Genomic DNA, 26,499 nt, shown 5'->3' on the forward strand with positions numbered 1-26,499 from the left:
GCCATTACTGGGGAAACGACTGGGGAATGACACCCGCTAACGGGGAAAGTTCACACCCGTTTTCAGGGGACCAATTTGAACGACAGACGGACACTCGTGCCCTCGCCTTCACGGCTTTCCAGGGTCACCGCACCGCCAAACCGCTCCATGATCCGCTTGACCAGCACCAGTCCGACACCCAGCCCGCCTTGTTTGGTGGTGAAAAACGGCCGGAAGGCCATGCTGCGCTGTTCTTCGTTCATGCCTTTGCCGGTGTCGCTCACCACCACGCCGAGGCCACGGGAATCGGTCGGCTCCAATGTGATGGTTAACGTGCCGCTCTTGTCCATGGCTTCCAGTGCATTGGCCAGCAAACTGTTGAGGATCTGCGTCAACTGCACCTGCTGACTCAGGACCATGGGCGTCAGCTTCGGGTCGAACACCACGTGGACCGAGGCTTTGGCGATTTGATGCTCGAAAGCCATCAGGCTGTCATGCAGCGCCGCCACCAGGTTTACAGGCTCGGAGTCATCGTTGAGCGGACGCAAGGATTGCAGCAGCTCCCTCACCCACTTCGACATGCGATCCACTTGGCCGATGATGTCATTGATGTTCTTGTGGGCCGGGCCGCTGTCGAATTCCAGCGCCAGTTCGGCGCTTGAACGGATGGTCGCCAGCGGATTACGCAAACTGTGGGCCACCGCCGACGACATCTCGCCCAGGACGACAAAGGTTTCGTTGGTGATCAGTTGCTTTTGTTGCGCCTCCAGCAAAATGGCCGCCCGGCGCACGATCCAGTAAAGCCCCAGGTAAATCAGCCCGCCGCCCAGCGCAGTGGCCAGCCAGATCAGCACCAGGCCGCGCTCCATGCGGCTGATCAGGTCCTTGGGTTCCTTGTAGATCTCGACCATCGCCGTGACTTTGTCGCCGTCGGCATCGAACAGCGGAATGTAGTTCTCGATAAAGATGTATTCCGGGGGCGTCACGAACTTCTGCTCCATGCGGCTCTTGTCCACATCGTGATAGCTGGCCGACACAGGAACTTTGGAAGTAAAGGCGTGATCCAGGTCCTCGTCGGAGTGGATCGTGGTGCCCATCAATGCCGGGTTGGTCGACCAGATCACCATGCGGTCGGGGGCATAGATGTTGGCCAGGATCACGTCCGGCAAGTGCTCGATATGGTCGAGGAATTCGCCCCGGGCAATGGCGCGGGCCAGCGGGTCGACGTCGGAAAAGTCTTTGTCGTTACGCGGATCAAGCAGTTCGCCCATGGTCCGCACGTTGGGAATCGATACGTGGCGCACCTCGACCAAGGCAATCGCCTGAATAAACTGGGACGTCAACAACGCATCGCGTTGCACGCTTTCGGTAATCACGAACCGGGTGGACACCGCCCCCAACGCCACCGCCACCGCGCCAATCACCGCCATGCTGATGAGCGAAAACCAGCGCAGTAAATTGAACGGCTGCTTGCGCGAGCTCAGGCGAATATCACCCCCCTCGGCCTGGAGTGTTTGAGTAGGCATGTCCATGGACGTGTTCCCGACGATTCCCCTATAGGGTTATAGCCCACTAATGGCCGTTTGCCCGACGTTGGGTCTCATCCCCCCACTTCCTCCTTATGCCCATCTACCCCCAATGCTGGGGACAGTGGCCCGTTCCCAAAAACCGCGCTCCGATGCCGTTTGTGAGTGATACGCCCGTGACTGGGGCCTCTACCGGCCGTTTTCGCCGGTTGGTATGGAAGTTGCCGAAGCCCTCTCAACTGACCCGTCTCCATGGGGCAGGCATTCCGATATATAGAGGGCTTAACTCATGCACCCTTTACTGTCCAAAACCGCGGTCGCCCTGGTCGTTAGTGCACTGGCCCAAGGTGTCGCCCTGGCGGCGCTTTTTGCCGTCGACCCCGGCCCCTATGTACCCGCCAATGGCTCGTTCGCCGCCTGGTATCAGGACACTCACGGTCGAACCCTCGAGCTTTGCCTGTCCAAGGCCGTCAGCTCCAGGGTTGCCAGTGCACCCGGTGCGCCGGCCTACATGTGCCTGTTGAATCCGACCCCCGGCGTTTTCGACGACACGCAGCCCGTCGTTTTCCCGAGCAACTTTCCCGATGAGGCGTTCTGGTTCACCGGCGACGGCTCAATCGTCGATACCGCACGGGGCATCGACCTGACCTATGTCAGCGCCGTGGAAGCCGCCTTCGCCGCTGAAGAACCGGTAGACGGCGACCAGGTCAGTTTTGGCCGCATCCGCATTCGGGTGGACGTGCCCACCGCCGGCGTCTACACCATCACCCACCCCTATGGCGTCGACATATTTGACGTTCCCGCCGGTGGACGCCGCGCAATCAACATGACCCGCGACATCGGCATTGGCACGCCGAAAACCTACGACGGCGCACTCAAGAGTGACATCGGCCCATTCCTGCGCAGCGTCAACGGCCCCTACACCGAGACTAACCCGGCCACCGGGTCGGCCGAGCATTTCGTTGGCGATCCGAATCTGGAAGAAGCCTTCACCGGCAGCCCTTTCAATACCAACTACATCCGCATCGAAGGGCCTAACGGTCTGGACTTGCGCACAACAGTAATGGCTATTTCCGGCAAGTTGGCGACCGTGGTCCGGCCAACTCCGATGATCACCGAGCGCAGCACTTACTCGCGTAAGGCCGGTGAAAGCGCACCGGTGGCGCAGCAGGATGTGTTCGTCATGGCCCCACCGCCACCGGCCACCGTGACCCTGGACAGCAACACTCCGGTGCTGAACCTGACCGAGGCTGATACCTCCGGCCACTGGTACGCCCAGTCCGCAACCAACCCGACATTGCCAAACAACCTGGTGCTGACCGCCGATAACCACCTGGCCATTCCCAGCAGCACACCGACCACCCTGTCGATGCCACTGACGGACCTGGTGGTGATCCAGACCGCCCAGTACAGCTTGAGCTCCGCGCAAATCACGGTAGTGGCTTCGACCAGCGATGAAACCTCGCCGCCGGTACTCACCGCCACCACCAGCACCGGTGTCGCCATAGGAGCCCTGAGTGGCGATGGCGCAGTGAAATCCCTGGCGACCGGCATCTCGCCAATTCCACCGGCCAAGGTTCGAGTGACGTCATCCAATGGCGGCAGCGATACCGAAGAAGTGGTCATCGTGCAATGAACGCACACATGCCCAGATCCTCATCAGGAGGCATCATGAACAAATTGCCACGCCTGGCGCTCAACGCCCTGGGACTGACTCTATCGCTGTCCGGCAGTGCTTTCGCGCAACTCGCTGCCGTCGACCCCGGCCCCTACACCTTTGCCACCGGGAAATTCCCGATGTGGTATCAGGACAACAATCTGCTGTCGCTGGAACTGTGCCAGTCGCGGGCGACCAGCTCGCGGTCGCCTGGCGCACCTGGCGCGCCCTCCTACATGTGCATCCTGAATCCGGAACCCGGGGTTTTCGACGACACCCTGCCGATGGTGTTTCCGGATAACTGGCCACCGGAAGCGTTCTGGTACCTCGCCGAGACCACCATCGCCGATGTCGGAGGCTATGGTGTGGATGCCTACGTGGCCGGGATCGAAGCGGCATTCGCTGCGGAAAACCCTGTCGACGGCGATCAAGCAAGCTTCGCGCGGATTCGTTTGCGGGTGAACGTGCCTGTCGCCGGGACCTACACCATCACCCACCCGTACGGCGTGGAAACGGTCACCGTCACCACGCCGGGGCGTCGGGCGATCAACATCACCCGCGACATCGGCATCGGCGCACCGGGTAACTTCTCGGGTGCCCTCAACGGGCAGGTCGGGCCATTCCTGAGCAGCGTCAACGGCCCCTACACCGAGGTGAACCCGGACACCGGTTCCATCGAGACATACGTCGGCGATCCGAACCTCACCGAAGCGGTCACCGGCAGCCCGTTCAATAACAACTTCCTGCGTGTGCAGGGGCCGGCCGGGACCATCCAGACCACCCTCTTTACCGTGTCCGGCAAAGTCCTCGACAACCGTGCGCAAACCCCGGTGGAAATTGGCCGCGCCACTTACCGCCGAACCGCTTCAGGCCCGGGCACCAGCAGTACCCGGGTAGAAGTGTTTGGCAAATCGACCAACGGTTCGAGTCTGTGCTTCCGCGAAACCGTAGCCCTTGTGCCCGGACCACCGCAGTCGCCATGCCTGACCAACATGCTTGGCGACAACAACGGCCAGTTCTTCGGCCATCGCCTGACAGGTGCCACCGTGCCTGCGGTGGTGGTGGTCACCGCTACCGACCCGAGTGCCACCACCCGGCCAACAGCCGTGTCGAGCAAGCTCACCGACCTGGTGAAAATCCAGACCGCTCGCTACAACTGGAGCAGTCACAGCCTGGTGATCGAGGCCACCTCCACGGACGAAGTGGCGGTGCCAGACATGGTCGCGCAGGGTTACGGACGTCTGTCGAAAACCGGCATCTTGCAACGCCTGACCGTCGCCGACCTGACTCAGCCACCGGCCAGCGTCACGGTCAAATCGGCGGCGGGCGGCAGCGATACCGAGCTCGTCGTGGTTGTCGGGACCGCACCGGATACCGGCGAGAACCAGGCGCCGCTCTCCGTTGCCGACACCGGCAGCACCAGCTTCGGCGTGCCGATCACCCTCAACCTGCTGGCCAACGACAGCGACCCGGACGGCAACACGCCACTGAGCATCACCGCGCTGACCCAACCGGCCGCCGGCCAGGGCACCGTGGCATTGAGCGGAACGGCATCAGTTGTCTACACCCCACCCGCCGTGGTCAATGCACTGCTGACCACGACCTTCACCTACAAGGCTCAAGACGTCAAAGGCCTGGCCTCGACCGCTGCGGCGACCGTGACCATTACCGTTGCGCCTAACCAGTCTCCGGTGGCGGTCGCCGACAGCATCGCGACCCTGGGCGTGGCGGTTCCGATCAACGTGCTGGCCAACGACACTGATCCGGAAGGCAACGTGCCTCTAGCCGTCGCCAGTTTCACCCAACCACCGGCAGGTCGTGGCACCGTCAGCAGCAACGGTACGGTGATCACCTACACCCCACCGGCCACGGTCACGACGGCCTTCACCACGACCTTCACCTACATCGCCCGGGACAGCTTCGGTGCCCTGTCGACACCGGCCACGGTCACCGTGCAAGTCTCGCCAAGGCCTGCTGCGGAAAACTTCACGGTGACCACGGCTACGGTGTCGGCTCGCTCCAACAACCGCTTCACCTGGGACTTTGCAGGGACTTCATCGGTGGTCACCGGCAACACCATCACCGTGCAGGTCACCACCCCGACCGGGCTGGCAACCCTGGGCACCACCACGGTGCCAGTGACCGGTCGCTGGCGGTTGACGGTGAGCAACAGCACCACAGTGATCCCGTCGGCTAACCCGACTGCAACCATCCGCTCGTCCCAGGGCACCGAGCGTACGGTGTCGGTGATCTCCAACTGAGCCCTCGCCCCGCCCGCCGATTCGGTGGGTGGGGCCGGCCTCTTCCCAAAGGACGCAGCCATGAAAACCTCGACCGTCGCCCTGCTCTGCCTGCTTCTGCTCTGCAGCAGTGCGGGCGCGCACGCCGACGATTTGATGGAGAACGACGACCTGGCCCCCGGCGCCGACCTCGGCGAGTTACCACCACCGATTGGCCAGCAAGCACTGATCGATCAGAACGGCCAGGCCAACGTTGCGCTGCTGCAACAGAACGGCCAGTCGCTGCTCGGCACCATCGTCCAGTCGGGCAGTAATCAGGAAGCCTACATCCTGCAACAAGGCAGCGACCTGATGGCAATGATCACTCAGCAAGGTTCCGGCAACGCCGCCTCGATCACCCAGACCGGCAGCCACAACCGCGCGCAGATTTCCCAGAACGGCAACAACAACGACGCCAGCATCGATCAGGCCGGCACGGGGCTTTCAAGCGCCGTGACCCAGTCCGGAAACGGCATGAGCGTTTCGGTCAAACAATACCGCTAAAGCACTGCACCACTTGGAGGTTTCATCATGTTCAAACTGACGCCCCTCACCGCTGCCATCCTGGTCCTTGTCAGTGCCCAGGCGATGGCCGACGACAGCGTTTCCACCCAGGACCAGGTCGGTACCGCCAACATCGCCGACGTGAAACAGACCGCGGCCCCGTTCAGTACCGCCACCCAACAACAACTCGGCGAGGGCAACGACGCCGCAGCGGTGCAAGACAACGCCACCGGCACCATCACCCAGGATCAACTCGGCGACTACAACGCCGGTTACGCTGAGCAACTGTTCGAAAACGGCAGCACCATCACCCAGCAACAGGTCGGCAGCTCCAACACCAGCCACGCCAGCCAGTCGATAGGCGTGGGCGGCAACGAAGCGCTGCAACAACAGCAAGGCACCGGCAACTTCTCGTTCATTTATCAGGACACTCAGGAAGCCACCCAAGCTCAAACCTTCCAGTTTGGTGACAGCAACGAGGCCAATATCGAACAGATCCAACTGGGCACTGCCAACAACGCAGTGATCATCCAGTACGGCACCGCCAACTACGCCACCGCCGAACAAATCGCCCACATGGGTGGCCAGATCAATCTCAACCAGGCGGGCGAAGGCAACTACGCCTATGGCGACCAGCGCGATGGCAACGGCGGTACCGTGACCATCAACCAGTTCGGCGACTTCAACGGCGCCGAAGTCTGGCAAGGCGGGCAAACCGCCAGCGAGGCCACTGTCAACCAGTACGGGCAAACCAACGAAACCGTGGTCGACCAAAGCTTCGGCGAAAACAACGTCGCCCAGGTGCTGCAAGTCGGCGACCTCAACGCGATTTATGCCGACCAGTTCGAATCCGTCGGCTCGACCCTGGCGCTGTACCAACAAGGCACCAACAACGTGCACTTCACCTACCAGAAGGGCGACAGCCATGTGCTGAACGCCACCTCCGTGGGTAACGACAACAAGGTCTACGCCAGCGACTGGAAAGGCCCGGAAAAGGGTGGCCAGTTCGGCAGCAACCAACGTGCAACCGTCAACCAGAACGGCACCAACAACACCGCCAGCTTCAAACAGGACGGCATCGGCCACCTCATGACCACCAGCCAGACCGGTACCGGCAACAAAACCACCGTCAAACAGGCTGAAAACTACAACGAGCTGTACTTCGACCAAAACGGCAGCGACAACATCCTCATCGCCGACCAGCGCGGCACCACCAACCTGGCCCAGGGCAGCAGCAACGGTACCGGCAACACCACCGACTTCGACCAGTCCGGCACCGGCAACCAGGCGTTCACCACGCAGCTGTATGGCAGCGACAACATGATCACGGTCAAACAGGCTGACACCATGAACGTGGCCTACGTGACTCAGGGCGGCACCGCCAACATTGCCAATGTTAATCAGAGTGGCATGACCCAGATGGCGACGGTGCAACAGGTGGGCAGCGACAACCGGGCAACCGTGCTACAGCAATAATCGCACTGCATAAAAAAACCGCGGCCCTGGGTGGGGGGTCGCGGTTTTTTTATGGGCTGATGCAACACAACGGGGGGAGCCCCCTCGCCACAATGGTTCAGCGCTTACTCTTGCGGATCGATGTTATCCAGCGCCCGATTTACCGCAAGGTCGGCCAGCATGATGACCTGCTGGATGCCCAACAACATGCTGCGCTGCGGCCCCTCCAGAAACACCGCGAAATCAGTGGCCATGACACTGGCGGAAGCCAACGACTCACAGGCGTGGGCCAAGAGGCTTTCGGTGTCGATGTCCGGGGCGATGACGAACATCGTCCTGGGCTTACGCTCAGGCGTGTCTTTTTGGGGATTGAGGTAATGGTCGAGGCCGCGGTTGGCCGCTTCGTGGAGTTTTTTTGAATCGGGTGACACGTAGGGGGAGACGGTGTCGGTTTCTGGGGGATTGGGTGTGGCTTTGAACATGGTGAAGCTCCTTTGGAAAATAGCGCCACCAGAACCTGTCGCTAAACAAGTAAGGGTGGCGACTGTATGCAGGTTAGCGAACCGGCCAAAGGCACCCGGTAGACCCGAAGATCTCCCGCATACAGCCACCATAACGTAATTGCAGACATCAAAAGTCAGCAAGAAAGTCTGGAACGCTGATGCACTTTGAATAGTCCGGGTCGCTAAACCCGGCCGCTGAACACAGCGGCCCGGAAACGATAAAGACCAGGTACAAAGCGTACAAGCCGGCGGATTCTGGCGTAGTCGTAGGCAACGGCGCAAGGATCTGTAGCTTTCAGGAAGTAACGCTAAACGCCATTAAACACGCCCCTCGAATCAGCACATATTCCCTGTGGGACTGGGTCCATCTGCAAGAGACTGGTCGGCTGTCAGGCCGCAATCGCAGGCAGGCCAATAACCTACTGACAAACCACCCTCCCCCAAACACCGAGAAAAATTCGGACTTCCCCTACAAGCCAAACCGAATCCCCCGGCATCCACCATTGAGCCCTATCGCCAAAGTGCCCCGTTTCCAAGGACCGGGCACAAAGCGTGACCAAACTCATCCCCCAACACCAACTCGCCGGCCAGAGCGGCCAAGTACTCGACAGCCATCAAGCTGCCGATGCTCTTCGTCAGGCCCTGAACTACCCATACGACTTACAAGGCTTCGACGACCTGCTGAATGCCGTGGGCGCCAACCGCTCCAACTACATGCAAACCGCCCACCAGCAAAAACTGATTCAGGCCGTGAGCAACGGCGATTGGGCGATAGTCACACCTCGCGTCAATACGGATAACGGAGGCGGATCATGGAACGGTTTCAAAACAAAACCCGAACCACCCCCGGCGCAACATCTGGTCGAAGATCACGCCTTCACGCAGCCCAAACCGGCCGAGTCGGGCTTTCATATTGTTGAAAAGGCCATGAGCCTTGAGTCGTTGGAACGCTCACTTTACGAGAGCTCGCCAAGCGATGCGTTACGTCGCGAATTTCGTTCGCTCAATCGCCATCTCGGCGAAAGGGTGAAACCGGGGCAAATGGTGATCTTCAGCGATCCACGGCACTACATGTGCCGGCGTGAAGAGGCGCAGATGATGATTGCTGCCGAGAAGGTCAACGAGGCGCTCAAGGATCTGAGTGATGAAGAGGCTTCGTTTATGGTTGAACACCATGAGGTTATAGAACCGTTTCTAGGTATCTCTTCAGGTGGACTAGGCGTGGCGTCGTTTATGGTCGGTCGTCACTTGGAAGACCTCGGAGACACTCTCAAAGAATTGGAGCGCTTACATCAAGAGCAGTACCGACAACATCGTCATCTTCATTCACCAGAGTTTTTTGCTCGACGCAAACGCCTGATGGCGAAACTGGACGCCGGTTTCGGGCCTTTGGTGCGTAAGGGACTCGGGCTCGCAGATCATCCTAAGCTCAAAAGAGCGTTGGGGCTTTCGTCTCGCAAAACTATTCATCATTGGAACAAAGCAGGTTCTCCAACGCAGTTACCGGGTTACGCAACGAACATCTCGGCAGTCACTCAAGCCGCTAAATATATGAAGGTAGGTGGTTACGTGGCGATTGCTCTGGGTGCAGGTTCAGCCGCAATGAAAATTAGCGAGACTTGCCGCAGTGGGCGCGAAGAGGAATGTCGTCAGGTGAAGTTTGTGGAGGGCTCGAAATTGTCTGGCAACGTTTTGGGTGGCATAGCGGCAGGCCGACTGGCCCCGATGGTTGCCCCTGCAACATGTGCAGCCATTGGCGCTGGAACGGCAGGGCTAGGTGGACTCGTTTGTATGTTGGTGGTGAGTGGGGCTGTGATCGCCGGTACTGCAGACGGGGGGGCAGTTCTCGGTGAAGTTGCCGGCGAAATGCTTTATCAGGTTACCGCTCCATGAGTCGGCATGACTGGGTGTTTTTGGCATCTTGTTTACTTTGGGCGGCAGTGATGTTGGTGAACACAGCGGTATCGGTATACGCCGCCTACGTCAAAGCGGAGGAATGCCAGGCGCACTTTGTGAAATCGAATCTGGTCGAGCAATACCGATTTAAACCGTCCGGCAGTTTCTTAAGCCGGCTAGGAAGTATGGGAATGGTCTATTCCCTATTGGTATTCAAATATCAGCGCCGTTTAGATCCCGTCTCAATTGAAGAAGTGAAGACGTTTCCTGCACATCTGCGGCCTTGGATCGTAATTCCTGGCCATATCAATCTATTCTGCGTTGTCTGGATGTTTGCAATGTGTGGTTGGGCCAGATACACGGGCCTGGTTTAGCCGAGCCTAGGTGAGGGAACTGACCGAGGTGTTTAAAAGAAATTTAACGACCTGCAATTACGAATCGAATTCAGGTTTTGAAAAGCACAAAGATCAACTCCCTCTCCCCCTCGCCCCTATGGGCCGGTCCGACGTTTCGGGAGGGATCGACGGGCGGCGTTCCGATGAGGGGTGGATTTAAAGCACAACACAAACCCACAGCCGTAATCCACCACTCAACAGGCCGAGCGTTAGCTCGCCTGCAGCACTTGATCTTGATCCACCCGCCCCTTCGGGAGGCTGAGTGGAGGTGTTCATCTGGGGGCAGGCGCGCAGCGCCGTTCGACGCAGTCGAACACATCGAGAGGAGGTCGAAGCGAAGCCGACCGGAGGCGATGCCCCCAGATGAATGCCGGAACGAAGGAACGCCGAGCCTAAGCGAGGGGCCGGACGCTCGGGGCGAGCCTTTTTGGGTACTTTTTTGGCGTTTGAAAAAAGTGCCTCGCCGTAAGGGCGAAACCGCCAGCCGCCGTTACCGCAGAAATGGATATGTACTCAGTCAACAACAGCCAGGTCGGCCCGAAGGCCGCCTCGGTTCACTCTTCCTCACCCTCAGGCACAACCTTGTTCTGAGTCAGGTAGCGGTCAAGCGTCGCATTGTTGTCAGGCGAAGAATTATCCCCCGCCACCTGCCACAAGCGCCGCTCAATCCCCTGCGCCAGCAAATGCCCAACGGCCGCCTCGATCGCCGACAACACACACAACTGCGCCGGCTCGTTCGTGGTGTACCCGACCTCAGCCTCCAGCAATTTCTTGAACTCGATAAACTTGAACACCCCCGCACTGCGCCCGACAGAGTAAATCGTCTTGCTCGTCATCACATTGGCCAACACCTGCCCACTACGAACATCCACCGCACGAAGGTTCACCGACACCTGATCCACCCGATACTCCCGGGAAATATCGATCCCCAGATACCGCGCCCCTTCCCCGCCGCTACGCACGTTGGTGTCATAGGCAATAATCCCGCCCTCAAGCATCAAATTGGCCGCCTGCAACGGCGGCAACTCGCCCTGGATATTCACCGGCGTATTCGGTTTCTTCTGCGAGGCGCGAATGATCTTGCGCTCGGTCAACAGGTTCTGCAGCCCTTCACGCTCCAGCACCACAAACCAGCCACTGGCCTGCAACGCATCCATCAACATGCTCGCCGCGCCCTGGGTCACGCTGGTGGAAAAGGAACTGGCCGGGGTCGGTTTGTACTGCCCGGTCTGATCCCGGAAGCCATACACCACCGCCATCAACCGCCCCTTGGGTCGTGGCATGTTCAGCAAGTCGTAATAGGTCGACGCCCGAGGTGTCAGGGTCGGTGATTCGGTGTCCTGCTCGGCCCCCATCGGCTCGCGCAAACTGCACCCTTGTAATGCCGCCAACATCAGCCCTAGCGCTATTATTTTTTTCATGTCCTTAACTCCCCATCGATCCAAGTCCCCCGTCAAGGGGCCAGGCCATTCACCTGGATTTCGGAAACTTCACCGGTCGCTCGGTCGGTCACTTCAATAGTCAGTGCACCGGAGTCGTCGATGACGTTCACAACAAAAGCGTCGGTGGTCAGGCTCCCGGCATTGCCCGCGGAGATGTTGTCCATCAACTGCCCTAGCAGCCGTGATTGCAGCTGACTGGTGAAGCGCTCCAGGGCCGACGTGCCGGCCGCGCTGGTACGGTTCTTCAAGTCAGGGTCGTCGTAATCGTTCTGCGCCTGGGCGTTGTTGAGCAACCAGGTCCCGTTCAGCGCGTTGCCGCCAAACGACGGGTTGATCGGCGTGTAGACCAGCTCCGTGGCCTGGACCAGCCCACAGCTGCCCAGCCCCAATAACCACATGCCCGTGCGTTTCGAGAAAGTTCCAGTGTTCATAGTTCGTCCCTCTCAAGGTCGGTGGTGTCCTGCAACAAGGTTTCCAGCTTGCGCTGGACGATCTGCACGCGGACCAGATCGGCAGCCTCATAGGCCTCGTCCTTCAACTCCACAGTGTTCGGCGGCAGGAAGCGCCGATAAACCAATCGTTGCTGATATTCCACGGTCACCAGGCTGCCCCAGCGTGCCGAAGGTCGTTCACGCACCACCAGGTTGAAGTCCATCGGGCTGGTGGCACGCAGGCGTTCACTGAACGAGTAGTAAAAGTCGTGGCCGATGTGCGAGATCGTGTCGTCGACGATAAAACCCATCATTTCGTCTTCTTCGGCAGCCGACACGAAGGACGTCATCAGCATCAGGACCAGGGCCGGTAGCCAGTGTCTGTTCATGGCAACACCGCCCCAACACCCGAGTCGTTTTTGGATTGGCCTTTGGGCGCGGACGCGCTATCGAGGAAGGCCTTCTCGGCCACGAACTGCCAGTCCTTGTAGCTCGCCATGCCGGTGAAGTCCGACCATTGAGTGGGAAAATCCGCCTGCTTGAGCGGCGTGTCCGTGGAGGGGCTGCTGAGGCCGGTGATGCGTCCGTCAAAACCGCGCATCAACGTCCATTCGCCGCCACCAATCGGGTCCGGGTACAGGTTGCGCAAGTGATGTTTGGGCGACGGAAAACGCTCGTCCTGCAACAGGTCCGCCAGCTCCTTCGGGTACTGGGCCAGGCCAGGTGAACTGCGGTAATAACTGCGCAATGCCTGGGCATATTGAGTGCCGACCCAGAGCAACTGCCGTTCACGATCACGGCGCGACGCGGTGGACCACAACTCGCCGGCGCTGGCCAGACCCAGGCCCATCAGCATGATCAGAAACAGCACGCCCAGGTAAGTGAACCCGGCCTCATTCGAGGGCTTACCACTCGGAATAAAGGCTGCCATCACGCGCCCTCCCTGTGGCCCCGCTTTTGATATCGGCGACTCCGCCCGGGACGCCGTCAGGCGGCGCCACCAGCACCCAGAGGTCTTTGCGTTCGGCAATCGGGTCCATCGGCGGGTTGCGCAGGTAACGCTGTTCGACCATCTGTTCGATGGAGTCGGGATAACGCCCGGTGTCGCCGTAGTAGTGGTCCAGTGCTTCGCGCATGGCCGACAGGCTCTGGCGCAGCGTGGTCTCTTTCGCGGCCTCGAGGCTGTTGAAATAGCGTGGCAAGGCGATGGTCATCAAGGTGGCGATGATTGCCATGACCACCATCAGTTCCAGCAGGGTAAAACCCTTTTCCCGACGCATAATCTCACCACTCCCGGTAGGCGATGCCGTTGAGCCCCTTGCCGCGCGCCTTGGAGTAAACGTCAAAAACGTCTACGCCTTCCCGCGGATTCTGAGCCGTGCTGTCGTAGGAGCGCACGCCCCAGCCGCCTTCGTCGTCACGCTTGACCGGCGCCAGCGGGTCATGGGGCACGCGCCGTAAAAAGAAGAACTTGGCGCCCTTGGCGCTGCGTACATCACGCACACCGTCCACCAGCACTTGCAGGTTCGGCGGGTAGCCGCTGCTGTCCAGGGATTTCTCGATGTAGCCGGCGTCGAAAGCACGTTTATAGGCGTCGATGGCATCGCGAATCTGATACAGCGCCGTGCGCAGTTCCTGCTCCTTGCCCCGGCGCACCACGGTCTCGGTCAGCGGCGCAGCCATGCCGGCCAGCAGGCCGATCAGGGCCAGCGTCACAACGACTTCGATCAGGGTAAAACCGCGTTGCGAGGCGTTCATGATCAAGGCTTCTCGACGACAACGCGGGTGGAAGCAACCGGAGCGCTCAGGGCCTCTGGGCGAATCGCCGAGTCCATCCCACGGTCCGGTGCCTGAATGTGCATGCTGGTTTCGGTACCGGTGGTGAACTCCATGTCCGACGGGCTCTGGTACGGCAGGTTGCGCACGATCCGCGGCGTGATCGACAGCACCAACTCCGACTTGCCGACGGTGTCCTTGTTGCTGCCGAACAAGCGGCCAAGACCTGGAATGTCGCCAAGGCCGGGGATTTTGTTGCCGGTGGCGCCATGGTCGTTGCGCATCAGGCCGGCGAGGATCTGGGTTTCGCCGTCATGCAGACGCAGGGTGGTCTGGGCGTTGCGGGTGTCGACCTGAACCGGAATCGTGCCCTGGCGGGTCGGTTCCAGTGGCGTGGCGTTACTCACTTCCAGGGCGATTTTGATCGCCACTTCGTTGTTCAGGTGCACAGTCGGCTGTACTTCAAGTTTAAGACCGACATCGAGGTAGGTGACGCTTTCGGTGATCACCGGGCCTTGAGTCGAGGGCACCGAGGTGGCGCTGATGATCGGTACGCGCTGACCAATGTGGATGCGCGCCTGTTCGCGGTTGCTGACGCGAATCACCGGGCTGGCCAGGGTGTTGATGTCGTTGTCCTGGGCGTTGATCTTGGCTTGCGGCGACGGCGAGATGGAGATCCGGCTGGAGTTGATGCCTTTGAGTTGATCGAGCAGGGTCACGGCCGAGCCGTCGCTGTTGACCACGCCGAAGGTGTTCGGCCATTGCAGGCCAAGGTCGAGAATCCGCTGAGTGGCGACTTCCATCACCTCCACTTCCAGCACCACTTCAGGGTTGGACTGGTCCTGCGATTGCAGGAGTTTTTCGGCCATGCGGATAGCGTCTTCAGAGTCGCGCATGGTCAGGGTATTGAGGCGTTCGTCGACGAACACGTCGCGGGTCTTGAGCATGGTTTTGATCATGTTCAGCGCGGTGTTGGCATCGATGCTGGTCAGGTAGAAGGTGCGCATCACCAGCTCCTGGTAATCCTTGAGCTTCTGCGGCGAGTCCGGGTAGATCAGCAAGGTGTTTTCATTCACCACTTTCTGGTGCAGCTGGTTCTGTTGCAGCAGCAGTTCCACGGCGTCTTCGATGCGCACGTCACGCACGAAGATGGTGGCTTTCATGTCCGGGCGCAGGTCCTTGTCGAAGATGAAGTTCAAACCGGCGACCTGCGACAGCACTTCGAAGATGGTTTTCAGGTTGGCTTCGCGAAATTCCAGGGTCACCGGCCGATCGAGACGGGTCCGCAGTTGTGGATACGCAATCACATTGCGGCTTTGCACCAGGCGGACGTCGCTTTGCAGCTCCAGCGCCCCTTCATTCTTCGGGTCCAGTTCGAGGATCTGTTTCACCTGGCGGTCGGCACCGTAGATGTCACCGCGACGCAGGTCACCACGGGCCAGTTCGAGTTTTTCATCCAGGCTGCGCATGTGATCGAGCTGGCGCAGCGAGTCCTGGGCCCGGCGGTTGTTCGGTTCGATGGTCAACACCCGGCTGTAAGCCTGGCGGGCAGACGCGAAATCACGCTGGGCGCGATCCATGTCGCCCTGGGTCAACAGCGCCGTCACTGCACGAGCACGGCTGCTGTTCAGGGCCAGGTGCAGCTCGGTGTTGCGAGGGTTGTCCTTCAGCCCTTCCTCAATGCGGGCCAGGCCGGCTTCGTATTGTCCCGACTCCATCAGGTCGGTCGCCTCTTGCTTGGCAACCTGCGCCGAACTGCACGCGGCCAGTCCTGCACAAAGGCAAAGGTTCATCAGCGCTCCTATGGTACTACGGCATGATCTGATCATTGCGTGCTCCCCACAGACAAAGTCTGAGACAAATGCAGCGGCAGGTAGACAAAGCTGAGTTCCACGTCGGAAATCCCCTCGATCCGCCACGTGTCGTCGATCACATCCCCCTTGCGCACGACGTATATTTTTTCGCCGTTCTGCAAAAAAACTTGCAGGTCGGAACGGTCATTCAGCTTGCCAATGAACTGGAAAGGCATCGGTGGTGCCGTGGGGACTTGCACCACCGGGGTCAAGTTGACGGGTTGTTCGGTGACGGTGGCGAGCTGCGGCGCAACCTTCCAGCTGCGGGAGGCGAACAGGTCGCCAACCGGGCTCAGGTCCTTGACCGCTGCCGATGTTTTGCCGGCGGACGCGGCGGGCAGCGCACCACGGGTTTTGCTGTTGGTCGGGGTGGCCACGGCGGCAACCAACGCATCGCCCTCCTCTGACGACGTGAAGTATTCAGGCAACCAGGTCAGCGCCGCCGCCACACCGAAGAACGCCACCCAACCCACTACGCGTTTGGGATTCATCATGACCTCGACAGGTAAAGGGTCATGCGGATCCGCCCGGTCAGGTCGGTGTCGGCGATTTTTTTACGCTGGAACTCCACGTCCTCCACCACCACCGCCGGCAACTGGCCGAGCAAGGCGTGCAGGAAGCGCCGCAGTTGCGGGTAGCTGCCGCGCACCGGCAGCAGAATCTGATAACGGGCCAGGTGCGTCTTGGGGTCGATGCCCAGGGAATATTCGCCACGGGCCAGGGTGATGTGCTCCTGAGCCGCCAGTGCGTAAATCTTGTCGATGGCCACGGTGGCCTGCGGCTGGGACGGCAACTTGCTGCGGAAGTCGTCGAGCTGACGTTGCGGCACCACCGGCGCGGCAACACTGCCGTCTTCGACTTTGGCCAGGTATTCGCCGGCTTCGCGCGTCTGCTGGCTGAGCGTTTGCAGCGACTGCCAGTCCGGCATCAGGCCCACCAGGCCATACACCAGCGCCAGCAGCAACATCGCCAGCCCTGCCAGGCCGGGAATGCCCAAGCCTTGCAGGTATTCGTGGACGATCAATCTAGGGATTTGCATCGCCAATCTCCCAGCTAGCCGACAGGTTGAATTGCACCGGGTGTTCCGGCACGTTCGCGACGATTTCGTGGCTGAGCAGCGACACATCGGACAGCTCGTCGCTGGCTTCGAGGCTGCGGTGGAAGTCGAGCATGGCTTCCAGATCCCGCGCTTCGGCGCTGATTCGCACCTGGCCTTTGCGGGCATCCGGGGTCAGGGTCAGCAAGGCAATGTCGTCCCGGGGCATGGCTTCGAGCATGGCGAACAGACGCTCCCATGGCCGGCGCAATTGCTGGGACACCTTGCGCATCTCGGCCAGGTTGTGCGCCTGTTCACGGGTTTCGGCCGGGGTCAGACTGACTTTGCCGCCCGTGTCGCCGGTAAGTACGCGCTGAGTGGTTTGCAAGTGGCCTTGCTGTTGCGCGGCCTGTTCGCTGAGGTGCTGCTGAACCAGCACGCAGGTCAGCGTCAGCACCACGCCACCGACCAGCAGGCTCCAGCCGAAAGGGCCCGAGCGACGGCGTGGCTGGAAGTCGAGCATCAGGGCGCGCATGTCAGGCCACCGCCCGGGACATGACGTACAAGCCATCGCGTACGGATGTCCGGTGTTCTTCGAGGGTGCGCAGGTGCACACCGGGTACGTCAGGGTGCGAGTCAATGCGTGCCGGCGCGTGCAGGTAAACGTTCAGTGGTCGCTCGCTGGTGGACGCCTGCAATTGGTTTTCACGCCCGATCAATGCAGTCAGTGCAGCATCGCTGTCGCTGCTGCCCACCGAACGCACCGATGCCCAGCGCCCTTCCCGGGCCCACAGCAACACACTGCGCACCGGTTCGGCGACCACGAACAGAAAGTCCCCGGCGTCGAAGCTTTTATCGAAATGATTGAACGCCGCCATCAGGTACGGCTGCACCGAGCGCAGGCGCAGGCCACGACCCGTGACCAGCGTGCGCAGATGCGTCAGCAAGTCTTGCGGCAGCGCGGTGGCGACCCGGTCGTAGCCCGCCGGTTCGGCCGACAGCACCATGCTCCAGGGTTGCGTCGGCACGCCGTAAAGGTCTTCGAAACACAGTTGGGCAAACCCGAGCAATTCGGCAGGGCTGCTGATCTGTTCGCTCCAGGGCACCAGACAGAAGCGGCTGAAGTGCCCGGAGATCACCACACTCAATTCGGCACCGGGACGGGTGTGTTCGCCCAGCAGACGGTCGAGGGTGTCCAGCGCCACGGCCCAGGCATGGAAGCCTTCGTCGATAAAGCCGACACTCCCCAGCCACAAGGTTTCACTGCCACGGCGCTGGCCCAGACCGACGCCACTGGCGCCGAGCACGGCGACAAAACGATCACGAGATAAAAGTGACACGATTGATCTCCTCGAGCGTGGTCCGCCCCTCTGCAACCAGCTCCAGTGCCGACTCGCGCAACAGGCGCAAGCCACGGCTGCACGCCAGGGCCTTGATTTTCGAAATGGGTTGGCGCTCGACGATCATTTGCCGCAGCTCATCGTCGAGGTGCAGCAGTTCGGCAATCGCCGTACGCCCGCGGTAACCGGTGCCCCGGCAATGACCGCAGCCCTTGCCGTGGACGAAGTGGTAGTGATCGACCTGTTGCGGATCGAGGCCCGAGAGGCGCAATTCTTCATCGGTCGGGTAGGCCGGCGCGCTGCAACTGGCGCAGACCAGTCGGATCAGCCGCTGGGCCAGCACCGCATTGAGTGCCGAAACGAGGCTGTAAGGGTCGATTTCCATCTGGGTGAACCGGCCGATCACGTCGAACACGTTGTTGGCGTGAATGGTGGTGAACACCAGGTGTCCGGTGAGCGCCGATTGCACGGCGATCTGCGCGGTGTCGGGGTCGCGGATTTCACCGACCATGATCTTGTCCGGGTCATGGCGCAGGATCGAGCGCAAACCACGGGCGAAAGTCAGGCCTTTCTTTTCGTTGACCGGGATTTGCAGCACGCCCGGCAGTTGGTATTCCACCGGGTCTTCAATGGTGATGATCTTTTCAACGCCGTGGTTGATCTCGGTGATCATCGCGTACAGCGTGGTGGTTTTGCCGCTACCGGTGGGGCCGGTCACCAGCACCATGCCGTAAGGTTCGGCCGCCAGCCGACGCAGATGGCGCAGGGTTTCTTCTTCGAAGCCCAGGGCTTGCAACTGCACGCCGCAGACCTTGTCGGCCAGGTCCTGTTTGTCGAGGACCCGCAGCACCGCGTCTTCGCCGAAAATGCTCGGCATGATCGACACCCGAAAGTCGATCTGCCGGCCGCTGATGCCGATCTTGAAGCGACCGTCCTGGGGCACGCGTTTTTCGCCGATGTCCAGTTCGGCCATGACCTTGACCCGAGAAATCACTTGCTCGGCGAATTCGCTGCCCTGGATTTTGCTGATGTTGTTGAGCACGCCATCGATCCGGTACTTGATCACCAGGCCGCTGCCGGTAGTGCCCAGATGGATATCGCTGGCGTGCATTTTCAGCGCGTCGTAGAGGGTCGAGTTGACCAGTTTGACGACGACGCTGGCGTCCTCGCTGATGCTGGTCAGGGACAGGCTTTGCAGGGTATCGATTTCGACATTGGCGTCGGCCTGGGCGTTGAGCGATTCCACGGCGTGGAAGCTCTCTTCGTGGCGTGCCAGGTAGGCCTTCAGGTCGTCGGCATGCACCAGGTACAGCGGCGCGCCGTGCAGGCAGTCGTCGATCCAGGCCAGGCGTGAGGTATCGAAGGGGTCGGCAAACACACCGATGACCGCATCGTCGTGACGCAGCAGGATGAATTCGCGTTTGAGGCATTGGGCCAGGGTGACCCGGTCGAACACCGGGATGGCTTTGAACAGGCTGTCGGTGTCGAGCACCGGATAATGCAGGGTCGCGCCGAGGCTCTGGATGAAGGGCATGGGGGCCAGCTCGCACACCCCCCCGAGGGCTTCCAGTACCCGTTCGCCGGAACTGGCGGCCAGGGAGCGTGCCTGGGCCAGTTGCTCACTGGAAAATCGAGACGGTACACAGTCCGACAGCGCCGGTTCGACGACAAGGGATAGACGGTCCATGGCATGCTCTCCAACGCCGGGGGCTTTGAGCCCTGTCGACGCGGCAGGCCATTGCGGCGATTGCCGGAACGTCTTGTCGCGCCACTACTCCCCGGTGAGCAATTGTTCGTCGCCTGGTGCCTTGGAGGTCGATAGACTTCGTCGACGATCTGCCAGCACCCAACTGCCGTCGTACAACTGCAGCGGGAAACTCTCGGTCCTGCTCTGGCGTCGTTCGACAAAACCTTGCGAATTGCTCATGCCTGCTTTGGCTTCGCGCTCCATCCCCAGAAGGTCGCAGACTGCTCGGGCCAATTCCGCCAATGGAAACGGTTTGAACAGGATATGGCTGACTCCCAGTTGCCGGGCCCGCTCACAGACTTCAGCGGTTGGGTGCCCGGTAATCAGCACAAAATGACACTTCCTGTTCTGGCGGACAGCATCGAGCACCTCAAAGCCTTCCATGTCGGGCAAGCGGTAATCGAACACCATCACATCGGGTGCAAACTGTTCGGCTTCACCGATACCCGCCGCACCGTCATGTGCAATCCGGACGTCGAGCTCTTGCGCCTGAAGGTAATCCTTGAGATTTTCGGCAAGGAGCTGTTCGTCTTCGACAACCAGTACTTTGTTTAACAAGGTCGACTCCTTGAAACCGCAGGTCCGATGTTTCAGCCCTGGGAGTACGCGCCTTCACTGAGGCTAACGCACACTTCATGCCAGGCTGAGCGCCGGTTTTTTTACCGTTGCACGTCTTTGATTTTCATGAAAAAACCATTTCATCCAGAAACTCCATCCCCCAAAGGCGGGGAAGCACTCGGATGTACCTTGAAGCATTTCCCCACTATTGGGGGGGAGAACCTTCAATCATCGTCAACCCGTTCGATTCGATTGCTTGATCGCAGCTGCGCGAGAACCTGTAGACGAGCCTGAGCTTGTTGCTGTCGGGCAAGGTAAGCCCGGACCATTTCAAGCCCTTGCACCTCTGAGACATCGGTCGCCTCCAAGTGGTTCTGCAGGTAGATCAAATGCCAGCCCAGCGGTGTACGCACCGGTGTACTGACAGCCCCCGGAGCCAGGGCAAAAGCCGCCGCTTCGAATTCAGGCATCATCCGCCCACGAGGAAAATAGCCCAGATCACCGCCCTCGCTGGCGGAAGCGTCTTCGGAACCGGCCCGGGCCACGCTGGCAAAATCCTCACCCTGACTGATTTTCACCTGCATCTCCTCTAAGCGTAGCCGGGCTGCTTCAACTGTGGCGGCATCCGCGCCTTGAGGCACTTTGATCAGGATGTGCCGTGCCTGGATTTGTTCCGGCCGGCTCATCTCGGCGCGATGCTCTTCATAGAACGCACGGACCTGTTTTTCGTCAGGCCCGGCGACCTGGGTGAGGTCGGCAAACACTTGCTGGGCTGCGAGCTCACGGTGGGTGTACTCGGTGTAACCGACTTCGTCGAAACCGGCCTCTTCCAGGCGCCGGGCGAACACGTCGGCACCGCCCATGGCCTGCCGGGTCTGATCGACCAGGCGTTGCACCACCGCGTCACTGACCACCACCCCGCGCTTGACGGCTTCCTGCCACAGCAATTCTTTGTCAATCAAGGCGGTCAGTGCCGCCTGACGCAATTGCTTGTAGGCCTTGGGGTTGCGGATGCTGCCCAGCGCCCGGCCCTGGTCCTCCAGGTATTCGGCGAAATAGCGCTCCAGGCGCAATTCGGAAATTTCCTCGCCATTGACCCGCGCGGCGGCCGGGCCATTGCTGCAGAACGCCACGGGAACCCACATCGTGAGCAGGAGCAACAGAGTCTTGAGCGGCATGATCGAGACCTCCAGTCAGGGTGTAGCGGCAATGGGTTTATAGGGAGCGACCAGATAAAAGCGCTGGCCGGGCAAGTCCACGGTGACGATATGCGCGCCACGCAAGCCGAGGCGGCGGCCAGGACCGAAGCTGATCAGCGGGGTCAGCCCGGTATCGAAGTCATGCAGGCCTTCCAGCGCACTGATGAGTTTCTCGCGGCTGGCGTCGCGCCCGGCCTGTTTCATGCCTTCGCTGAGCAGCAACATCGAACTGAACGCGCCGACTTGCAGCATCGCATGCTGACCGCCGAGCCCCTGGCGTTTGCGCAGTTGGGTCAGGGCCAGGCGTCCGGCCAGCGTCCAGTCACTGGGCACGAACGGATAAGCCAGAAACACCCGCCGGGAAAAATCACTGGGCACCTGCAACAGATCACCCGCCACCTGGTTCGACGCAGCGAACAGATAAGGCACCTGCCCCGCCGCCTGCAAGCGCTCGGCGAGGCGACTGAAACCGCCGCCGCTGCCCAGGTAAAACACCGAACGCGAGCCCAGTGACAGTTCGTCTTGCGCCGAGTCGTAGACTTTCAGACTGATCTTTTGCCAGGCGCGATCCTGCAAGTACTGGCCGAGGCTCTGCGCCGCCAGCCGTTGACTGGGCTCGTCCGGATAGAGGATCAGCGTCGGTCCCTCGAGCACCCGCAAATTGCGGGTGGCGTAATCGGCCAGGGCGATCAGTTGCTCGCGCAACCCTGGCAGTGGTTCGAAAATCTGTCGACTGACCTGCGCCGTACCCAACAACGACAGCGGTCCGATCAGCGGAATGCCGGCCCGTTCCAGGCGCACGGCCAGGTCCGAGTCCAGTGCCGGTGCCAGCGGCGCGATCAGGGCGAACACCTGTTCCTGCTCGATCAATTGATCCAACGCCTGCTCGGCACTGGCACGGTCCGGGCCCGGGTCGACGATGCTCAGACGTAACTGTCGACCATGAATCCCGCCGGCGTCGTTGATTCGCGCCACGCTGCCCTTGAGCACCGCCGCCACCGTGGCGCCCTCCTCGCTCAACGGTCCGTGGCGTGGCAACAACGTGCCCAGGTGCAGACTGTCGGGGGTCAGGCCGGGGTCGCGGTCCTCGGCCACGCGTTTGAGGTAAGCCGTGAGGTTGCGCTGATCATTCATCGACAGGACGAAGCGCGGCATCGCCGGGTCGAGCCGATTGTTGCCCGGATCACGCCCTTCCTGAATGGCACGCGCCAACGTGTCTTCGGTATACGCCGGGTACGCACGGCCATTGATTTGCTGCTGGCCGTAGGTGCTGGTGAGTCGCAACCAGCTGAGATCCGGCGGTCGCACCCCGCCTTCGGGCCGCCCGAGGCCATCGGCGCCGTGGCAGTTGGCGCACGGCAGGCTGGTGGCCGGCAACAGTATGTCCGCCGCCCCAACCCGCGCCATGATCGGCTCGCCACTCGCGGACACACCCTCGCGATACAGCCGTTTGCCGGCGCTTTCGTTAGGCCTCAGCGGCAACGCTTCAGCGGCGAAATGCAAGCCGCCGAGCAGTAGCAGGCCGAGAGCGAGTGAAGTTCTCATGGCGCGGGCTCAACGACCGGCCACGGGCATTGTCAGCCACTGCAAGCGCTGGGCAATGGCGGCGGCCGGGGCATCGGGACGGATCTTGCTCCAGCGTTTATTGGCCACGTCACCCACGATCAGTTGTGTTGAATGCTGCTCGGGGGTCGGCACGGTCTGGCCGATGCGCCCCAATACAAGGTCCATCTGCGCCTTGTCGCCGGTAAGAAAAAGCCAGTGGGGGCCATCGACGCCCTGCTTCAAGGTGTAAGCCTTGAGTACCGCTGGCGTGTCCCGCAGCGGATCACTGGTAAGGGAGATAAAAGTGATGCCGTCCGCCTTGTCGCCCAGCAACTCACGCACTTCCTTGAGCTTGCGGGTGATCAGCGGGCAGGCATCGTTGCAGCTGGTGAAAATCACATTGAGCAGCACCACGCGGTTCTGCAGCGCGTCGCTGTAGAAACGCAGGGTCTCGCCGTTCTGGTCCTGCAACGGCGTGTCGGTGAACCAGGTTTTCGCATCGCGGGTGCCAGTGCCCGTAACCAAGCCGGGCGGTGCGGCAACGACGGCCACCGCGGGTGCCGGCTCTTCGTGCCCTTCGTGGGCGGACGCCAGCGAACTGAACAGGCAAAAGCAAACCGTCAGGGTGATCCAGTCGAGGGCTCTCATGGCTTGTGCTCCATCGCGATGGCCGTGTGCTTGGCGTGAACGTTGCGCTGACCGCTGAGTTTCTCCACTTCACGGGCCAGCACCGTCGGGTCGGTGAAGCCGTAGTAGCGGGTCCAGTGGCGGCTGTTGCCATCCCCCACCAGAATCAATGGCTGATGGCTTTTGAAGTCCCCGCTGAAGGTGCCCAGTCCCTTGAGGGTTTCGTTGATCGACTGCGAGCTGCCGGTCAGCCAGCTCCAGCCCGGGCCTTTCTGGAAGTTGCGGGCGTAGTCGTTCAGGCGTTTGGCGTCATCGCGCTGCGGGTCGATGCTGATCGACACCAGTTGCACTTCGCCGCCGACCCGCGCACCCAGCTGTTTTTGCACCTTGCCCATGATCGACGACACCACCGGGCAAACCGTGGTGCAGCGGGTGTAGATGAAGCTCATGACTACAATCTTGTTGGTCACCAGGTCTTTTTCCAGGCGCACCGCTTTACCGTTCTGGTCCACCAGCGCCACGTCGGCGAACTTGACTTGGGCGCTTTCCGAACGGGCGCTTTTGGCCGGCATTTCGTGACCGGCGTGTTCATCCTCCGAGTGGGCCAGGGCCTGGCCGATACCGGCGGCCAGCAGATAGAACGTCAGCAGCCCACGGTGTGCGAATCGGTTCATGTCGAAACTCCTTTCAGTGGGCATCGCCGGGCAGGACCCGAACGCTGGCAAAAGTCTTGTCGTCGAAGCTCGCGCCCAGCGACGCCGCGCGTACGTGCAGGTACCAGGCGCCGTTCTGGTCGAGGGTCACCGGGGCTTCATAAACGCCGTCGCCCACTTCCAGCGCGGCGACTTGCTGGACCCGGGACGTCGGGGCCCGGAAGTAGCGCACCTGAACGTCCTTGACGCCTCTGCGCTGGGCCTTCTGCTTGCCCTGAACGATGCGAAAACGCACCACGTAAGGACTGCCAAGGGCGGCCGTGGACGTGTCGAGCATGAATTCCACCTTCGGCACACCCGGGTGCCGGGTGAGGTTTTTATCCGGCTCAACCAAAGCCGTGAAGCAATGGATGATGTTCGGCTGGTTCAGCAGGAAGGCCACGTCGAAACGCCCGGCAGTGGGCAGTTTGATCCGGGCGCTGTACAGCCCCGGCTCGACTTCGCGCAGGCTGCGGTCGATGACCATCGCCGCCCGCGCCACTTGCCCCCGATTCGGGTAGCCGGACATCGGCGCGTTCATGCCTTCGGCGTAGAAGTAGGTGGTGTTGTCCACCGGGTTGACCACAAACACCGCGTTGTCATCCCGCGACACCGCCAGGCTCGATGCCAGCGGCAGGTCACCGGCCAGCCGTGGCGCCTGAGGCCCCGCTTCGAAGCCCTGGCTGATCGGCGTACGGCCTTCACCCAAGGACGACAGATTGATCATCGTGACCTTGGCCGACGCCAGTCCGCGAATGTAGGCGTAGGCCTTGGTGAACACCACTTGATAAGGTTCGGCGGACACGTCCAATTCATGGATCAACGAATCGGTGGCCGCGTCGATCACTGAGGCCTGGTTCTCCAGGGTGTTGAGCACGATGCCGAAACGACCGTCAGCGCTGAAACCCATCGGGCCCAGGCCCTGTTTCATCTTGATCACCCGCCGGACTGCGAGGCTGGCAGTGTCGACCACGGTCACCGTGCCGTCCTTGCCATCGGCGACATACACCGCCTGGGACAGTGGCGAGTACGCCACGGACAACGGGTGCGAGCCGGTCTTGAGTTGCTTGCTGATGGTCAGGCTGGCGATGTCGATGAGGCTCACCGTCCCGTCATCGCGGTTGGTGACGAAGGCAAAACGACTGTCCTGGCTGAAGGCGATTTCGTGATGCCCGGCACCGGTGGCCAGGTGTTTGAGCGTCTTGAGGCTGCGCGTGTCGATCACCGTCACCCCGGACGCCTCGACCGATTTCGCGTTGTTGCCGACCCACAGCAGACGCTCATCGGGTTGCAATGCCAGCCGTACCGGGTTGCTGCCGGCAGCCACCGAGTCGATCAACTTGAATTGCTCGCTGTCGATCACCGCAATTTCATCGGCGGTCGGCATTGAGACGAACACCCGCTTGTTGTCACGGGGCGTCACCCAATCCATCGGCGGCTGCTTGATATCGATCCGCGCCATCGTGCTGGTGATCCCGCCCACCGACACCGACGGGTCGACCACCGAGACGCTGGCATCGCGGTTCATCACCAGCAGGAAGTAGCTGTTCAGATCGAGCAACGGCCGCGCGCCGATGCTCGATTTCAGAAACACCCCGACCCGGGATTTGCAGCTGTGTTCACGGCCCTGGGCCTGGTCGGCGGCGACAGTTTCCGGATCGAGCCAGGCCCCCGGGTTCACGCCCGACATGGGTTGGCCCGAAGCGCTGTCAGTGACCCGAAAGCGCACGTCGGCGAACTCGCCCTCGCGCAGCACCCCGTCCTGCGCCAGAGGCCGCACCTCGATCGCCACCGACACCCCGTCACGCTTAAGCGTCTGGCCGCTCCAGGTGTCCGGTAGCGCGACCTCGCTCAGCATGGCCGGGGGCGTCGTGCGCCACACACCCAGCCAGATCAGCGCCAACGCTACAACCAGCGCACCTCCGGCCACTTTGATGGTCCTGTTCATAATGCTTCTCCCCTTTCTAATCTGAGCCTGCCGTAACGCGCCCCTGTGGGAGCGAGCTTGCTCGCGATTGCGTCATTCGCCTCACCACGCAAAACCGAGGTGACTTCATCG

General features: G+C 61.0%; 25 protein-coding genes. 5 read left to right on the forward strand and 20 right to left on the reverse strand.

Going from position 1 to position 26,499, the window contains the following annotated elements:
• Positions 1-62: 62 nt before the first annotated feature.
• The gene (locus ACIQU2_RS26735; RefSeq protein WP_403145195.1) at positions 63-1,511 is read right to left on the reverse strand and encodes a sensor histidine kinase; all 1,449 of its coding nucleotides are present in this window, start codon (positions 1,509-1,511) and stop codon (positions 63-65) included.
• Between the two features lie 283 nt (positions 1,512-1,794).
• Between ACIQU2_RS26735 and ACIQU2_RS26740 the strand changes: the two genes are divergently transcribed.
• The 4 genes from ACIQU2_RS26740 to ACIQU2_RS26755 are packed head-to-tail and all read left to right on the forward strand — an operon-like array spanning position 1,795 to position 7,421.
• Positions 1,795-3,141: a hypothetical protein gene (locus ACIQU2_RS26740; RefSeq protein WP_403145197.1), complete on the forward strand. Its 1,347-nt coding sequence runs from the start codon at positions 1,795-1,797 to the stop codon at positions 3,139-3,141.
• Between the two features lie 35 nt (positions 3,142-3,176).
• The gene (locus tag ACIQU2_RS26745; protein ID WP_403145200.1) at positions 3,177-5,423 is read left to right on the forward strand and encodes an Ig-like domain-containing protein; all 2,247 of its coding nucleotides are present in this window, start codon (positions 3,177-3,179) and stop codon (positions 5,421-5,423) included.
• Between the two features lie 60 nt (positions 5,424-5,483).
• Entirely contained in the window at positions 5,484-5,945 is a 462-nt protein-coding gene (locus tag ACIQU2_RS26750) for a curlin (RefSeq protein ID WP_403145203.1), read from the forward strand.
• 27 nt (positions 5,946-5,972) lie between these two features.
• A complete protein-coding gene (locus tag ACIQU2_RS26755) occupies positions 5,973-7,421 on the forward strand; it encodes a curlin (RefSeq protein ID WP_403145206.1) in 1,449 nt (482 codons plus the stop codon).
• A 104-nt stretch (positions 7,422-7,525) separates the two neighbouring features.
• On the opposite strand, the gene ACIQU2_RS26760 is transcribed toward ACIQU2_RS26755, so the two are convergent.
• Complete coding sequence (locus ACIQU2_RS26760; protein WP_403145208.1) at positions 7,526-7,882, reverse strand: DUF6124 family protein; 357 nt, start codon at positions 7,880-7,882, stop codon at positions 7,526-7,528.
• Between the two features lie 573 nt (positions 7,883-8,455).
• Here ACIQU2_RS26760 and ACIQU2_RS26765 point away from each other — a divergent pair.
• Positions 8,456-9,796 (forward strand): hypothetical protein, encoded by a 1,341-nt coding sequence (locus ACIQU2_RS26765; RefSeq protein WP_403145210.1) that lies wholly within the window; start codon positions 8,456-8,458, stop codon positions 9,794-9,796.
• 952 nt (positions 9,797-10,748) lie between these two features.
• Here the strand turns inward: ACIQU2_RS26765 and ACIQU2_RS26770 are convergent.
• From ACIQU2_RS26770 to ACIQU2_RS26855, 18 genes are all read right to left on the reverse strand, one after another.
• The gene (locus tag ACIQU2_RS26770; RefSeq protein WP_056746588.1) at positions 10,749-11,615 is read right to left on the reverse strand and encodes a CsgG/HfaB family protein; all 867 of its coding nucleotides are present in this window, start codon (positions 11,613-11,615) and stop codon (positions 10,749-10,751) included.
• A 32-nt stretch (positions 11,616-11,647) separates the two neighbouring features.
• On the reverse strand, positions 11,648-12,067 hold the full coding sequence (locus tag ACIQU2_RS26775) for a curli assembly protein CsgF (protein WP_403145213.1): 420 nt from the start codon (positions 12,065-12,067) through the stop codon (positions 11,648-11,650).
• Positions 12,064-12,456: a curli production assembly/transport protein CsgE gene (gene csgE, locus ACIQU2_RS26780; RefSeq protein ID WP_347805349.1), complete on the reverse strand. Its 393-nt coding sequence runs from the start codon at positions 12,454-12,456 to the stop codon at positions 12,064-12,066. The genes ACIQU2_RS26775 and csgE overlap by 4 nt, the downstream gene beginning before the upstream one ends.
• Positions 12,453-12,998, reverse strand: coding sequence for a type II secretion system protein (locus ACIQU2_RS26785; protein WP_403145216.1), 546 nt, complete (start codon positions 12,996-12,998; stop codon positions 12,453-12,455). The genes csgE and ACIQU2_RS26785 overlap by 4 nt, the downstream gene beginning before the upstream one ends.
• Entirely contained in the window at positions 12,973-13,347 is a 375-nt protein-coding gene (locus ACIQU2_RS26790) for a type II secretion system protein (RefSeq protein ID WP_347805347.1), read from the reverse strand. Before ACIQU2_RS26790 ends, ACIQU2_RS26785 begins: the two co-directional genes overlap by 26 nt.
• Before the next feature lie 4 nt (positions 13,348-13,351).
• Positions 13,352-13,825 carry a type II secretion system protein gene (locus ACIQU2_RS26795; protein ID WP_403145219.1) on the reverse strand — a complete coding sequence of 158 codons (474 nt, stop codon included), beginning with the start codon at positions 13,823-13,825 and terminating at the stop codon, positions 13,352-13,354.
• A 2-nt stretch (positions 13,826-13,827) separates the two neighbouring features.
• Entirely contained in the window at positions 13,828-15,672 is a 1,845-nt protein-coding gene (locus ACIQU2_RS26800; RefSeq protein WP_403145222.1) for a secretin N-terminal domain-containing protein, read from the reverse strand.
• A complete protein-coding gene (locus ACIQU2_RS26805) occupies positions 15,669-16,187 on the reverse strand; it encodes a hypothetical protein (protein ID WP_347805344.1) in 519 nt (172 codons plus the stop codon). Before ACIQU2_RS26805 ends, ACIQU2_RS26800 begins: the two co-directional genes overlap by 4 nt.
• Positions 16,187-16,735, reverse strand: coding sequence for a GspMb/PilO family protein (locus ACIQU2_RS26810; protein WP_129443230.1), 549 nt, complete (start codon positions 16,733-16,735; stop codon positions 16,187-16,189). Before ACIQU2_RS26810 ends, ACIQU2_RS26805 begins: the two co-directional genes overlap by 1 nt.
• Positions 16,722-17,267 carry a PilN domain-containing protein gene (locus ACIQU2_RS26815; RefSeq protein ID WP_403145226.1) on the reverse strand — a complete coding sequence of 182 codons (546 nt, stop codon included), beginning with the start codon at positions 17,265-17,267 and terminating at the stop codon, positions 16,722-16,724. Before ACIQU2_RS26815 ends, ACIQU2_RS26810 begins: the two co-directional genes overlap by 14 nt.
• Before the next feature lies 1 nt (position 17,268).
• The gene (locus tag ACIQU2_RS26820) at positions 17,269-18,072 is read right to left on the reverse strand and encodes a hypothetical protein (RefSeq protein WP_403145229.1); all 804 of its coding nucleotides are present in this window, start codon (positions 18,070-18,072) and stop codon (positions 17,269-17,271) included.
• Complete coding sequence (locus ACIQU2_RS26825; protein ID WP_403145231.1) at positions 18,053-19,759, reverse strand: GspE/PulE family protein; 1,707 nt, start codon at positions 19,757-19,759, stop codon at positions 18,053-18,055. Before ACIQU2_RS26825 ends, ACIQU2_RS26820 begins: the two co-directional genes overlap by 20 nt.
• A gap of 84 nt (positions 19,760-19,843) precedes the next feature.
• Positions 19,844-20,377, reverse strand: coding sequence for a response regulator (locus ACIQU2_RS26830; RefSeq protein ID WP_347805340.1), 534 nt, complete (start codon positions 20,375-20,377; stop codon positions 19,844-19,846).
• Positions 20,378-20,601: 224 nt separating this feature from the next.
• Positions 20,602-21,555, reverse strand: coding sequence for a peptidylprolyl isomerase (locus ACIQU2_RS26835; protein ID WP_347805339.1), 954 nt, complete (start codon positions 21,553-21,555; stop codon positions 20,602-20,604).
• A gap of 15 nt (positions 21,556-21,570) precedes the next feature.
• Positions 21,571-23,121 carry an ABC transporter substrate-binding protein gene (locus ACIQU2_RS26840; protein ID WP_403145234.1) on the reverse strand — a complete coding sequence of 517 codons (1,551 nt, stop codon included), beginning with the start codon at positions 23,119-23,121 and terminating at the stop codon, positions 21,571-21,573.
• Between the two features lie 9 nt (positions 23,122-23,130).
• The gene (locus ACIQU2_RS26845; protein ID WP_403145236.1) at positions 23,131-23,769 is read right to left on the reverse strand and encodes an SCO family protein; all 639 of its coding nucleotides are present in this window, start codon (positions 23,767-23,769) and stop codon (positions 23,131-23,133) included.
• Positions 23,766-24,422 carry an SCO family protein gene (locus tag ACIQU2_RS26850; RefSeq protein ID WP_403145238.1) on the reverse strand — a complete coding sequence of 219 codons (657 nt, stop codon included), beginning with the start codon at positions 24,420-24,422 and terminating at the stop codon, positions 23,766-23,768. The genes ACIQU2_RS26845 and ACIQU2_RS26850 overlap by 4 nt, the downstream gene beginning before the upstream one ends.
• Before the next feature lie 13 nt (positions 24,423-24,435).
• Positions 24,436-26,388, reverse strand: a complete 1,953-nt coding sequence (locus ACIQU2_RS26855) for a YncE family protein (protein ID WP_403145239.1) — start codon at positions 26,386-26,388, stop codon at positions 24,436-24,438.
• Between the last annotated feature and the right edge of the window lie 111 nt (positions 26,389-26,499).

The organism is Pseudomonas sp. NPDC098740, assembly GCF_044760065.1.
In the GTDB taxonomy this organism is placed as follows: domain Bacteria; phylum Pseudomonadota; class Gammaproteobacteria; order Pseudomonadales; family Pseudomonadaceae; genus Aquipseudomonas; species Aquipseudomonas rossensis.